General features: G+C 52.7%; 7 protein-coding genes. 2 read left to right on the plus strand and 5 right to left on the minus strand.

All coding sequences use genetic code 11. The features are described 5' to 3' along the window. Positions 1-3: 3 nt before the first annotated feature. From ACIQW9_RS13600 to ACIQW9_RS13610, 3 genes are all read right to left on the minus strand, one after another. Complete coding sequence (locus ACIQW9_RS13600; RefSeq protein ID WP_402338114.1) at positions 4-6,375, minus strand: hemagglutinin repeat-containing protein; 6,372 nt, start codon at positions 6,373-6,375, stop codon at positions 4-6. 65 nt (positions 6,376-6,440) lie between these two features. After that, positions 6,441-8,120, minus strand: a complete 1,680-nt coding sequence (locus ACIQW9_RS13605) for a ShlB/FhaC/HecB family hemolysin secretion/activation protein (RefSeq protein ID WP_402338609.1) — start codon at positions 8,118-8,120, stop codon at positions 6,441-6,443. 388 nt (positions 8,121-8,508) lie between these two features. Continuing rightward, positions 8,509-9,273 carry a glycosyltransferase gene (locus ACIQW9_RS13610; protein WP_402338117.1) on the minus strand — a complete coding sequence of 255 codons (765 nt, stop codon included), beginning with the start codon at positions 9,271-9,273 and terminating at the stop codon, positions 8,509-8,511. 340 nt (positions 9,274-9,613) lie between these two features. On the opposite strand from ACIQW9_RS13610, the gene ACIQW9_RS13615 reads away from it, so the two are divergent. Continuing rightward, entirely contained in the window at positions 9,614-10,219 is a 606-nt protein-coding gene (locus tag ACIQW9_RS13615) for a methyltransferase domain-containing protein (RefSeq protein ID WP_402338120.1), read from the plus strand. After that, a complete protein-coding gene (locus tag ACIQW9_RS13620; protein ID WP_402338123.1) occupies positions 10,216-11,070 on the plus strand; it encodes a glycosyltransferase family 2 protein in 855 nt (284 codons plus the stop codon). The genes ACIQW9_RS13615 and ACIQW9_RS13620 overlap by 4 nt, the downstream gene beginning before the upstream one ends. 22 nt (positions 11,071-11,092) lie before the next feature. Here ACIQW9_RS13620 and msbA read toward each other — a convergent pair whose 3' ends face one another. After that, positions 11,093-12,838, minus strand: coding sequence for a lipid A export permease/ATP-binding protein MsbA (gene msbA / locus ACIQW9_RS13625; protein WP_402338126.1), 1,746 nt, complete (start codon positions 12,836-12,838; stop codon positions 11,093-11,095). Next, on the minus strand, positions 12,835-14,052 hold the full coding sequence (locus ACIQW9_RS13630; RefSeq protein WP_402338129.1) for an O-antigen ligase family protein: 1,218 nt from the start codon (positions 14,050-14,052) through the stop codon (positions 12,835-12,837). The genes msbA and ACIQW9_RS13630 overlap by 4 nt, the downstream gene beginning before the upstream one ends.

Here is a 14,052-nt window from a genome sequence, read left to right on the forward strand (position 1 = left end):
TGCTTACCTTTGACTCTCTGAGTAAACTCTGATCGGACGTAATACAGGCAATCCTCCATTCCAGAAAATTGCACAATCCGGATTGCTAGATGCACCATAACAATTATGCGCAGTCACGGCCCCGCCTGTCACAGCCTTAATAGCTTCCAAAAAACTGCTGCTGCCGATAGGGATAGTTCCTCCTGTACTTGGATTATTCCCTATCAATCCACCGACAGGATCAGCGATATGATTCTGCAACTGTAAAACCATTGCATTAATTTGATCTAAATTTGTCACACTATCCCTGTTTTGCAATGTACTAAGCAAAGTATCCGCCTTTGCCGCATTATAAGCAGGGCCATAAAAATTAATAATTGTCTCGCTCAAGCTACCCAACGAATTTCTATTTGTAGCTTGCGACTCCAATGCATTACCAATTGTCATGGCACCACGACTATGTCCATCAAGCTGAAGTCCACTCTCACCATATTGATTCATAAAATATTTGACTTGGGTAGTTGAATTACTCAGGCCCCAAAAATCATTTTCCAAGAAATTCTGATAGGCTGCGACCAATAATTCTGGAACGGCTCCCTCCGCCTCTGGAAAATGGATAAGGTACTGCGGCCCTTTTTGGTCGCTATGCTGATTCGCGTAACTTCCAGCCGCATCCTGATCGTTAAATATTCCGTTGACGGCAATGCGTACCTTGCCATCTGGACCTGGTCGAATATTGGTTTTCTCTTGCTCTGACAACTCATGCAAGATTGGCTTACCATTTTTCTCATCAATTAATGTATTACCATCCGCATCCTTCTCAATTTCAAACATTGGATGCTGTTTGATAAATATTGTTCGATATGCCTCATCAGTAAATTTTGCCGTCTCAACAAATATGGTGTACTTGATTATTTTCTCAGCCTCTGCGCTCTGTCTCATGGCATCGACATCCTGCTTCTGCGCAGCATTATGAGCATTAGTAGTATTACGATTTAAGCTAGCTATTAATTCGTTGCTTGTCTTACCAGTTAATGCCAATTGTGCAGTGTCGTCGGTAAGCACAATAATGCTGGACTCTACTGCGCTACGGGTAACTTCGTCTGAAGAACCTGACGACTCTCCGTTGTTAAGAGATGTTCCGATAATGCCTTTAGCAATACCGTATTTGCCTTGTGTGAACATATCACTGGAAAGATTAATTCCACTACTTTTAGCACTAGCCTCGGCATGATTAGCAATGTCGCTAGTAGTAAGACTGGCTGTAACAAGAATATTTTTATCATCCCTTATAGCTCGCGCTGTACTGGCAATAACAGCGCCTTTCAGATCGGTATTGCCATCTACCTTGAGCTGAAATCCATCATCTCCAGCTCTGATGCCGGATTGCTCCGTCACGCTGGCGTAGTCGCTGTTGATACTGCTCTTGCTGTAATTAATACTTCCAGACATGCTGGCTCCGATGGTGACGCTGCCGCCCATGTTTTTCTGCTTGCTGTCGTATTCGCTTGTATCCTGCAAACTTTCGATGCGAAGATCGCCCCCTACCTCGGCCACGACCTGTTTGCCTTCCACTGTCGCACCCTTGAGCGCGGTGTCGCCGCCGGATTGCATCGCTACCTGATTGCCTGCGTTGATGTGGGTATTGCTCCAACTGACATCACTACCATCAGCGTTGCCGCGTCCTGCACTGGCCGATGCCGTAATGCCGAAGCCGCTGGTGCCAATGCTGATACCGATACTGCCACTGCTGCTCTTGTTGGTACTGTGTTGCTCATCGGTGTTTCGAGCCGCAAGTAATTTAATTTCATCTTCCGCGTTGATGACAACGTTGTTACCTGCACTGATGTCAGAACCCTGCACAATGACGTCGGAATCCTTACCTGCACCACTAGCGACGATAGTGACGTTCCCGCCTGCGACTACCGCGGAACCAACAGCATGGCTGCCGGTTTGGGTCGTTTTGCTTTCACTGCTGGAGGCACCAATGCTGATGCTGAGGTTAACACCACCTACCTGATCGGCGGCGGTGGCATCGCGGCTGGTTGGGTTGCCTTGTGTATCGCTGCCGGTTGCGATCTGATTCTCTTCTCCATTTATGGTGATACCTTGTCCAGCCTGGATCGCCTTATAACCGTCTTTGGCAGCGAGCCCGGCCGTTGCGCCAGCCAGCACCTGCATACGTCCATCTTGTGTTTTACTCGCAGCATCTGCCATTTGCTGCACAGTCTGGATGGCGCTAATGATCGGGCTGGTGATGGCGAGCGTCAGGCCACTTTGTTTGAAGTGCTGTTCCGTGCTATTGGTATAAGTATTGGAAGCAGCAACGATATCGACCTTCTTCGCGACAATGCTAATGTCACCTGCCGGAGCGAGCACATCGCTCGCTATCTGATTGTATTGATTGCCTGCTACTAGCAGAACATCTCCGCCGATACTGCCAACTGTACTGCCGACAGAGGTTGTTCGTGTATTCTTTTGATCGGCACTTTGTTCCTGCTTGCCGTAGGTAATGCTCAAGCCTCCATTACTAAAGAGGCCGCTTTTTTTTGTCTCATTGAAACTACTAGCCTGACTAGTGTTGGTCGCAGCCTGGATGCTGAGATCTCTACCCGCTACTACGGTGGTGTCACTATCGCCGACTACATTCGAACCACGAATGAGCGTATCTCCCCCCGACGCGATCGTGACGGTCTTGCCGCCAATGCTGCTGCCAATGGCACTATCGCTTAGGCTTTGCTCGCGGCTTTCGGTACTGGATGAGGAGAGGAAACCTTTGCTCTTCGCATAACGCGCATCGTCGCTTTGACTGGTGGCGCGACCTTCCGTAATCGCAACATTCCCGCCGGCACCGATTGCCAGATCCCCCGCGGCATCAACGGTGACAGCCCGGGCATTGAAGTCGTTGCCGACCATAATGTTGGTGCTACCGCCAGAAACAATCTGACTACCAACTTCCTGCGTACCAGACGCCCGCATGTAGTTGCGATCATTCGCCGTGAGGTCGCTCTTGTATCCTGTCTCGACCGTGCCGAGGTTCACGTTGTTGCCAGCCGTAACTTGAATATCACCTGCGCTGGAAAGCACGCCCGCCAATACACTAAAGTCATTGCCAGCGCTGGCCACAAGGATGCCCTTCTCTCCCGTGACGTAGAGACCCGCCACGCGATCCACCTGCGTGAGACTGCTGCTGGAACGACCTGCAGATGCCGCTCCTGTGCTGGTCGTGCTCTGTACGGTGAGGTCTCTTCCCGCCGTAGCAACAAGACTATCCTCGGCCATTATGCGACCGCCAAGATTCGTCAGGTCCTGCTGCGCAGCCACGCTGACTGCCTTGCCGGCGATATCCCCCAGGTTCTGTACATTGTTTGCAGTAATCTGCGTAACGTTGCGTCCGGCGATAGTGCCGGAGTTCTTAAGATCGCCGGAGAGTTGGATATTGACGTTCTGCCCAGCTAACAAGGAACCATTGGCGACAAGGTCGCCCTGTCTTGGCATGACGTAGACCTGAGGCACCAACGCCGTTGTTGTGGTGCCATCCGGCAGCACAATTTCTTGCGCTACGAGCCAGACGATATCGCTGGTCAGTTGCGCCATCTGCGCAGCAGTCAGACTCACCCCAGGCACCAATTCCCACTCCTTGGCATAAGCTGCTCCCACTTGCATCAGCGCCTGATACTGGGCTTCGTCGCTAGCATAGCCGTCAAGGAATCGGCGTCCGGTGAGTTCCGCAATCTGTTCTCGTACGAGCCTCTGTTCGTAGAAGCCATCACCCAGACGCTTTTGTATCGTGTTCGGATCAGTGGCCAATTCCTGCAGCATGTAGTCGCTGGAGAGCCATTGCTGCTGGTTAGCGAAACGCGGATCAACCTCGTAGAGATAGCTGGCCGTCGGGTCAGGATTGAGAATCATCAGGCTGCTGCCGGGTGCTGTACGGCTCGCCACTTGCGTACCGCTTCCGGACACACTGGTGTTGCTACTGGCAACCGAGGTATCGAGTTTCGTTGTAACGCTTTCGGTCACTTCGACGTACGCTCCGCTACCGTAGTAGCCAGCGTGCAGCCCATACCCTTTGTATTTCACGCTATCACCCCGGAATGAGCCGAAATCGGTGACGACGCGCTGACCCGAGGTTTCAGTATTAGTCAGGTTACTGCCAGTAATATCCAGATTACCTCCAGCCAGAATCTGGCTGTTGTCGTTGACAATAGCGCCACCCGAGAGCGTCATACCTTTGCCAGAGACAATACGTCCTGGTGTGCCAGGGTTGTCCACCACAGTCTGTACAGTCTGTGTACTCGTCACCCAAATCTGGTAGAAGTCCCGGTACGCACGATAAATCATGCTCTGGTTATAGTTAATAAGCTGGTTTCTCAGCGCCGCTTGATTCCCCACCGGCACATTAAAGAGTGCCCAGACGGGGTTGTTTTCAGGGTAGAGATAAGGAACGGTAAAGCTCATATCACGTGCTTCATCGTACTCGTAGGTGTCGAGCTGATAGGGAACGCGCGAATAACCAGCCTCGAACGGATATTGAGTGCTAGGAGCAACGTACTCCAAACGCGGCAGACCGGGATCGCCGTCATCATATCGATCCGAGGCACACTTGAAACAGCGGCCCAATGCACTCTCCAGGTAGCGCGTCCCACCCAACCGAATGTAATGCACGTAGGTAGATTCGTTCGTCGTATCCGTCCGAATACTGAAATCCGGATTCAGGTTGTTGAGCTGCTGTGCCGAAATATTTATTCCACCCAGCGATTCGACGGTGGCAGCTTCATTGTTGATCGTGCCAGCCGTGCCTGTAGCATGACCTTCCGCGTCCAGACTGCCACCGATGTTGAGGGCGTTGGCTCCCGTACCCGCACTAAAAATCAACGCACCATTTTTATTGTTCAGCACACCTGCACTGATATCCAATCGTTCACGTGCAGCAATCACGGCATCTGACCGAAGACTGTTGATCGTTTCCGTATCGTTGTTCAGAGTATTTGCCTCAATGGCAAGGTGATCACCATAGATGCGACCGGTGCCGATATTGTCGAGCGTGCCGGCCTGAAGCAAGGCCTCGCTGCCATCGATCAGCCCGCGATTAGAGAGCTGGTCAGTGGCTGAGATCCTGGACGTAACAGCCGCGATCTCGCCCGTGACCGTATTGTCGATATTCTTCGCACTTAGGGTAAGTACGTTACCAGCGTCGATCTTGCCCGCATTGGTCAGATCCGCCGTTGTCACAACCGCAGCATGATCTTGTGCGCTGATGACTGCCTGCGCACCGACGTTATTGATCGTACCGCTTGTCTCAATCCTGAGGTGGCCGCCACTGCCATTCGACGATGCAGCCTGGATCGCTCCTTCGTTCGTTAAAAAACCGTTCGATAGAAGAACCAGATCGCCGCCCGTAGCATTGATGGCGCCCTGATTACGTACCCCTAACCCACTTTCGCTGCCAACCAGATAGATATGACCTGCGTACATGCCGCCTATCGCGGCAACGTCTAGACTGAATTGCGGAGCCGGACCCGTTGCTGTAATCGGCGTAACACCCTGAGCCGCATTGCCGGGATAGTCTGCACTGGTAGTACTAACCTCATTCGCACCGGTGACGACCTTCAGGCGATTCGCCCATATCCCTGCATTCACTTGAACGGATCTGGCCAGAATATCGGTGTAGCTTGCCGTGCGCGTATCTAATCCCAGACCGTCGATACTGATCGTGCCTTGCGTAATGCGGTAGTTCTCGAGCGAGCCGCCATGGAGCGGATTCATGACCGCCGTACCGGTCGTCAGCGTCACGCGATCGGCATTGATGAAGCCGCCGCCATTGACCTGGATGCCTGCCGGGTTGGCAATGATCACTTCCGCTTTTTGTCCTGCTACTTCGACGTAGCCGCGTAGCTGACTGGGATTGCTGGAGTTCACCTCATTCAGAATCACGCGTGCAGCCCCACCTACCAGCCACGGGTTGCCTTGTATCCAGCCGCCTGTTTGTGTTGCGGTATTGGTGCGGCTGTTATTGAGAATGGCGCCATTACTTTGCACATCGAACTGGCTATATGTGTTGCGAGACACACCGGCAGCAGACGGCGTCTGAATATTGACTTGAGGCAGGCCATTTGCTGTTTGCACGATGGTAGGACGTTGATTACCGGGTGCATTCGGATCGGCAACGATTTGCGCATAGGCCAATGGCATGCTCAAGCTCATGACGCCGGCAGCAAGCTTCGCTGCAAAGGAAATCGTCCTCATCTGCATGCACGGCAAGTCTGCAACCTGTTTAACACCGGACGCGACCGGAGCAGCATCGCCCTTGCCTTGTGTAGCCGTGTTCTCTGCCACCACCATCAAGATGCCACGCGCTTGATTAAAGACAATGCGATATAAATGCTTGTTCATGTCTGCTCCCCTGCTTGTTCTTGTTTAATGTGAGAACCGTAACGATGTGAATTGCTGCAACTGTGCTAATAACTCCAATTCAGATTGAAACCAGCCGTGGTATTGGCTGTTCTGAATCCATCTGGTTTTTTTAGTGGTTGACCGACGAAGATGTCGTATGCGCCGCCCAGCACATTACCGCGCAGGCCGATTGCCATACCCGCCAGACGCGTACCGATCAGGTAGCGACTGGACTGGCCACCGACTTCGCCGTAATCCAGGCCGAGGTACAGCTCCTGCCCGCTGGATCCCAGGACGAGGCCGATGTCATTGCGCAGAGTCCAACCGCGGTCGGCGGAGAGCATCATGTCGCCATCAAACCCACGCACCGAGTAGCGACCTCCAATGGCAAAGCGATCTTGCGGCACCAAGGGCGTATCGTTCCACTGCCCACGGAATGCGCCGAGATAGCGCAGGTTTTGCTGCGCAACTTGAAAGGGAACAGATAAGGAAACATCGGCATTCCAGACTTGGGGATGGGAGGCACCTTCTCCGAAGACATCCTCTGGCGCCTGAAGCGCCCGAAACGCGCCTGTTCCATGGCGATAGGCAAGATTCACATCCAGCGTATTGGCTCCCATGAACTCGCGGTGCCCAATACTGAGCTCCCATCCTGCAGTTCGTCTGCGTTGTGTTTGTACTTCAGTGTCATCAATGAAGTTATCCGACTCTTTGAGATAGGCACGCAAAGCCATCGTCGTTTTACGTTGTGCATCCCGGTAAACGACGCGCGAGAGTTTGAGATCATTACTGCTACTGGTGCCGGAATAGACGTAGTTCTGGTTCAAGCCGGCAATACTTTGGAAATATCGATTGCTCGTGGCCGTTGTACTCAGCGCCCAATACCCGAACGGTATCGAATAGTGAACCGTTCCGCCGCGCGTGCCGCGTGCACCGGACTCACCTCCGCCCAGATCATGATTGACACTGATATAGAACAAATCATTCAGCGTCCACCAGTTGTCATAAGACAGTGTCAAGGCACCCTGGTATTTACCGGTCGCTTTGGAACCTGAATCATCCAGGGAGACAGATGCCCGGAATGGAAAGCTCTGTTGATAGGCAATGACAAGATCACTTTGTCCTGGCTGTGCGCCTTCGCCTTCCGCTGCTTCTATCTTGATATCTGCAGCAGCGGTAGGAACACGCTTGAAGTTCTCCAAGCCTTGTTCGATGTCGCGCAGATTCAAAATATCACCGGATCGAATCGGAATGGCATTCCATTGAGTACCGCGTGGATCGGCATCTGTTGCAAAACGAATGTCACGCACGCGTCCTGGAATGACGGTCAGCGTTAAATGACCTGTCTTGAGGTCTTGCGGAGAAACCAGCACGCGCGTTGTCACAAACCCCTTGTCGACGATCGCGTTCTGTATACGGTTCACAACCAGATTGATGCCATTGACGCCAAGACATCTACCGATGGGAGTATCTTCTCCGTCAATCACGCTTTGCAAACCGAATTGAAAGTGATCCACCGCATCACCAATTAACGCAATGTGATCGATGCGAAAACAGGGTGATTCATTTGCGGGCAAGAGAGTCGTTGTCGACGTCACAGGTGCTTGCAAGCGAACATCCGGCGTTTGTTCCTGCTGCAAACGTAATTGCCGTTCACGTTCCTGCTGTCTTAACAGCTCATCGGCAGCGAAACTTTGCGCACATACCGAAGGTGAAAAGAAGAGCCCACTGATCACCAAAGTCATGGAAGGAACAAACGACTTGCGGAAGAAAGGATTTGCACCGGCTTGCTTTTGCATTGTTATTGCGGGCGTTGAAGATCACCCGGACATTATCAAATAGAATGACGATATCTAAAATGCAATGAAAACACGCCCCATATTTATGGGGTATTTAGAAAAAAGTAAGGCTTGTTGTAATTGAGTGCTCTGAAGTGCCAACTTCGCATTCAGGAAAGATTAAACACCTCTCCAATCTCGAAAGACATTTCCCGACGTACGAATATATTTCGCGAAGTTATGTCACAAGTACGCAAACTCCAGTTATTTAAAGGCAAAAACGGAATCATGTATTCCACATGATTCCGTTTTTTTGCGCTGCCAACATGCCGGCAACCTGATCCCGCAGAAGGAATTACTCCTTCCAGTAATCAGCAATCCACGGCGCCTTGCGTACAAAACGCAAGGCGCGATTGCGCCGTCCTTCCAGTGCATCCGGCGGATTCACTTCGCCGTGGAAAATCACGATCTTGGTGCCGTCCGGCACAAACGGTTCACGCCAGTAATTGGTCGGCCATGATGGGATGCAGTGATATTTATAGCTGCAGCACCAGGATGCAGGCCAGTAAGTGAGCTTGCCTTGTTTGTGCAATACATCTGATAAAAATGCCTGCTCATTACGGAAAGCCTGGCGTGCTTCCGCACCCGTGGTACGGAATTTTTCCAGAACGTCTGCATGCGCGCCCAGCTTGAAACGATAGACAGACGAGTTGCCCGTCACACGCCAAGGGCGCTTCCAGTCGTGAATGATCAGGAATTCACCCGGCTGCTCAAAGAAAGCATCGATGCTGTCGGTAATCACCACATCCACATCGAGAAACAGCGCCGTACCTTGCAAGCCATACAGATCAGACTCGAAAGTCGTGAGCTTTTTCCAGCCCCGTTCGGGCAGACCATTCGGCAGTTTCAAATCGGGAATCGGAAAACATTCCACTTCCGAACGAATGCCGGCACCGTCATCGGTCAGGCAGACGAAACGAAAGTCACCTTTCAAATTGCGACGCACCATTGCATACAGGCGATTCACATATTCCGGGCCGTACTTGGTGCCCCATTTCATGCACAGGATGACGCGCTCATTGCTTCCGGCGGCACTCACTGCATTCACACTCTCTGTCATTCATTTCTCCAGCTATAGGCACGATGCCCACTTCAAGGTAAGTCTGCGGCGCGGCCTTTTTCGACTAACGTTCCTGCCTATGCGTCAGGATGATATCGAAATCATGCCGTTAGGACATATAATGCCGTACAAATCAAACAAGAATTGAACCGGGATGTCTGGTCGCTGCCTGCGCCGTAAAACGTGCGATAACCGGCATAGTAAAGTGAATCAATGCCGCTTTCCAGCGCTAGATCAAACATCATGGTTTTTTCCGGACATCAAGGATGGAGTCGCGCCACCAGCCAGCGTGCGTAGCGCCACTCCTGAGATACTAATTTAATTATTTCAGACGCAGACCATGCCTCTAAAACATCTCGATCTGGGCTGCGGTACACGCCCAAAGAATCCATTCGGACACCCGGATCTGCATGGCGTCGATATTCGCGCCGATTCAGCAACCTTATCCAATGCCACCATCGCCACTGCCAATCTCAGCGTGGGCCCGATTCCATATGAGGATAACTCCTTCGATTCGGTTTCGGCCTATGACTTCTTTGAGCATATTCCGCGCGTGGCAGTCGACCATACAAGTCAGACCTCGCGCTTTCCATTCATCGAATTGATGAATGAAATCTGGCGCGTACTGAAACCGGACGGCGTACTGTACGCTGTGACGCCCGCTTTTCCGCACGAAAAAGCACTGCGCGATCCCACTCACGTCAATATCATCACCGCTAAAACGCATCGCTACTTCACCGCGCCCGAAGTGATGGCGCGCATGTATGGCTTTGCCGGCGAATTTCGCCTAATACGTCAATGCTGGGTACATCCGCGCGGCGCTTACGAGCCGACCCACCCGGGTTTCGGCCATCGCCTGCGCGCGATCGGCGAGCGCATCAGCGGCCAGCAATCGCATCTGGTGTGGGAATTTTCTGCGACTAAAAAGGCTGTGGATAGCAAATGAACATCTCGAGCGCTGATGTCACCGTCGTTGTCGTCACCTACAACAGCGCACATTGCATGGCTGGCCTGGCCAGCGCCTTGTCGGTGCTGCCGCATGTGACCATCGTCGACAATGCCAGCGACGACGACACGATCGCGCAAGTTGCCATTCATATGCCGAATGCCAAAATCATCCGCAACGAGCGCAATCTCGGTTTCGGCGCCGCCAATAATCGCGCCTTGCTACAGGCGCAAACTGCCTATGCACTATTGCTCAATCCGGATTGCCTCCCTGCACCAAATTTTTTAGGCGATCTATTGGCAGTTGCAGATCAATACCCGGACGCCGCCATCATTGCGCCACATTTGATCCGTCGCGGCGGCGAAGTGGAAGTCAGTTATCGCTGGCCCGTCACGCACTGGACTTCGGCCGGACCGGCAGCAGGTGCACCATGCTGCGTCGGATTCGTCTGTGGTGCAGTGATGCTGCTGAATATGCCGGTCATGCGCGAAATCGGCTTCTTCGATGAAACTTTTTTCCTGTATTACGAAGACGAGGATTTATGTCAGCGCGTCTTCATGCAGAAAAAACAAATCATCGTTGCACCGCAGGTCAGCGTCACGCATCTGTCACGCGGCTCGGTCAAAGGGCCCAGTCCGTGGCGCGCCGAGTTCGGTCGCGGCTATCATCATGCACAATCAAAACTGATTTTTACGCGCAAGCATTTCGGCGTCGAACATGTTGCCGCACTGCGCTGGAAAACCATGGGATTGGCGCTGCTCAATTTATTGCCGCGCCTGCTGCTGCCATTTCCACGCTATCTGGCGCGTCTGCTCGGCCGCATCTGCGGCCTCTTCCAGTACAAACCCTGATACGACACGCATCCGTATCAATTCAGGCTGCGCCCGGCACTTCTTTTGCAAACTGCAAATGATAGAGGTTGGCATACACGGCATTTTTCTCCAGCAGCTCCTGATGCGATCCCAGTTCCACAATACGACCTTCGGCTAACACTGCAATCCGGTCTGCGCGCTCTATGGTCGACAAACGATGCGCAATGACCAGCGTCGTGCGGCCTTTCATCAATGCATCCAGTGCTGCCTGCACGGCACGTTCGGATTCTGAATCCAGCGCCGACGTAGCTTCATCCAGAATCAGAATGGGCGCATCCTTGTAGATCGCGCGGGCGATCGCCAGACGCTGACGCTGACCGCCGGACAGGCGCGAACCATTGTCGCCTATCATGGTTTCCAGGCCCTGCGGCAAGCCGGCAATCACATCGTCCAGATGTGCCGCCGTAGCCGCAGCCAGAATGCGTGCGCGATCCGGTGTCGCATCGCCATATGCAATATTCGCGGCAATCGTGTCATCGAACAAGACGACGTGCTGGCTGACCATCGCAATTTGCTTGCGCAGGCTGCTCAAGGCAATCTCTTCTATCGGAACGTCATCCAGCCGGATTTCACCCACGGTAGCGGGATAAAAACCCGGCACCAGATTCACCAGCGTCGATTTCCCGCCGCCCGACATACCGACAAAAGCGATTGTCTCGCCCGGCAGTACACTCAGGTTGATATCTTCCAGCGCCATCGTCTTATGCCCGGGATAGGAAAAACCCAGATTGATGAAATCGAGCCTACCGGCAGCGCGCGCCTCCAGAGTTTTACCTGAGGTGCGTTCCGGTTTGGCATCGATCAAACCGAATACCGCTTCCGCTGCAGTCAGACCCTTTTGCAAGGGGCCGTTTACTTCAGCAATATTTTTCAAGGGCGCCAGCAGCATCAGCATGGCCGTAATGAAGGAAACAAAACCGCCTACCGTGGTCTGGTTTTGTTCAGACTGTATCAGTGCAATCACGATCACGATCGCTACCGCGCACGATGCCATGATTTGTGTGACCGGCGTAGTCGCCGCCAGCGTACTCGCCATACGCATCGTATAGCTGCGCAACTTGTCAGCACGAACTTCAAAGCGATCGTTTTCGTACTGGTGACCGCCGAAAATCTTGATGACCTGATTGGCGCGTGTGGACTCTTCAATCACTTGCGTCATCTCGGCATTGACGGCCTGATACTCGCGCGTCAACCTGCGTACACGCTTGCCTGTAAAGCGCACTACGACTGCAATCAATGGCAGCAACACCAGCGCGACCAGCGTCAGGCGCCAGTTCAGCCAGAACAAGAATGCCAACAGCACAATCACCGTCAGCGAATCGCGAATGATGGACGTGTAAACCTTGGTGATCATTTCAATGATTTGCTGCACTTCAAACATCATGGAATTGATCACGCGCCCTACCGAATGCGTGCCATAAAAACCCAGCGGCACATCGAGTATGCGTTCGAACATTTTCTTGCGCAGCGTGCTCAACAAACGCGACGACACCCAGGTCATCGTATACGTCGTTGTAAAAGTCGAAATCCCGCGCAAGACAAAAATACCGATGATGGCCAGCGGCACCAGCCACAGCGAAAAAGTCGGCTTGCCGCCGAATCCCTTGTCCAGCAGCAGGCGCATCACGGCGGGGAACATCGGTTCAGTCAGTGCAGTCAGTATCATTCCGATAAATGCCACTGCCAGACGTTTTTTGTACGGCCCCAACATGCCGTACAGGCGTTTCAAATGCGGAGAAATTGTCATCTGCCTGCATCTCCATACTGATTGCTATTGTTTTTATATGCGTGCCGATTGATACCGGCCAGCGGAATCGCCAGTAATACCATGAATGCAATGCCGAACAATGCATCGCGCAAAATGGCGTTTACCAAGCCGCCGAACATGATGGCAACGCCTATGGTTAACAGGCGCATACCCATTGCGCCTCCTATCCTGGCGGCGACCATCAACTGCGCCAGCCATATCCATAACAATGCACACAATCCGATGATGCCTATTTCTGCGGCATATAGCAGATAGTCGTTATGCGGCGTCGCCATGGAGGCGCTCATCAAACCTTGTGCCCGCTCCGGATATTTAATGGCCCAGGTACCGATTCCATTACCGCCTATCGGCCGTTCCTTGATGATCCCCATCGTGATTTGATACATCTCGAGACGTACGCCCTCCGTACTGATCTTGCCGCCATCAACAAAGGCCTTGATATCATTCACCGTGCCAACCATCCGCTCACGAAAACCAGTCGCGGTTTGCCACGCCACAGCGAGTACAACAACCGTACCCAGCACCAGCAATACGCTGCGCCATGAAAATGCCAGGTAACGCAACAACACCAGCACGCAGCCAAAAATGAAAATCAGGCTGCCGGTACGCGTTTTGGCCAGGAACAGCAGAGCAACGGCGATGTACAACAAGGCTGCCATGCGCTGCCACTTGTGCTCGCGAAAGGCAAAAATTTCATTCAGCATCCAGCCGCCCGCAATCCCCAGCAAAATACCTATCAGTATCGATTTGTTGCCGGCATACATACGGTAATTCTGGAACAAGGTCCAGTCGGGCAGCAACTGGAAAAAATTCAGGTAGAGCAAAGTCGCAGCGACCAGCGCACCTGCAAAAAAAACCTTCAGCGCACGCTGTTGCCAGCGTCCGCCCCCCACGCTGATGAACACCAGCAGCACCAGATAAATCTGGTAATGCATGAAGGCCTTCCAGAATCCTTCCGGGCGTTCCAGCAACAAACCGGCGCCGCAAGTCACTGCCAGCAAGGCCATGATCGGGAGGAACATCGGACTATCCTTGACCGCCTGCCATCTGTCGCGATAATGCCCACCCAGCAGCAGCGCCACAAGGAACAGCACGATACCGGCATAACCAATCCCGATCGGGAAAAACAGGGTAATAGGCAACAGCGAGAGGATGAATTGCGCTTTCGTTTCGTTTGTATTGAACAAATTCAT

The organism is Herminiimonas sp. NPDC097707, from assembly GCF_044761395.1.
Taxonomy (GTDB): Bacteria; Pseudomonadota; Gammaproteobacteria; order Burkholderiales; family Burkholderiaceae_D; genus Oxalicibacterium.

Bases quoted from the DNA above. Each gene is read 5' to 3' on its own strand.
- ACIQW9_RS13600 (WP_402338114.1), bottom strand. From the start codon at position 6,375: ATGAACAAGCATTTATATCGCATTGTCTTTAATCAAGCGCGTGGCATC.
- ACIQW9_RS13605 (WP_402338609.1), bottom strand. From the start codon at position 8,120: ATGACTTTGGTGATCAGTGGGCTCTTCTTTTCACCTTCGGTATGTGCG.
- ACIQW9_RS13610 (WP_402338117.1), bottom strand. From the start codon at position 9,273: ATGACAGAGAGTGTGAATGCAGTGAGTGCCGCCGGAAGCAATGAGCGC.
- ACIQW9_RS13615 (WP_402338120.1), top strand. From the start codon at position 9,614: ATGCCTCTAAAACATCTCGATCTGGGCTGCGGTACACGCCCAAAGAAT.
- ACIQW9_RS13620 (WP_402338123.1), top strand. From the start codon at position 10,216: ATGAACATCTCGAGCGCTGATGTCACCGTCGTTGTCGTCACCTACAAC.
- msbA (WP_402338126.1), bottom strand. From the start codon at position 12,838: ATGACAATTTCTCCGCATTTGAAACGCCTGTACGGCATGTTGGGGCCG.
- ACIQW9_RS13630 (WP_402338129.1), bottom strand. From the start codon at position 14,052: ATGAATTTGTTCAATACAAACGAAACGAAAGCGCAATTCATCCTCTCG.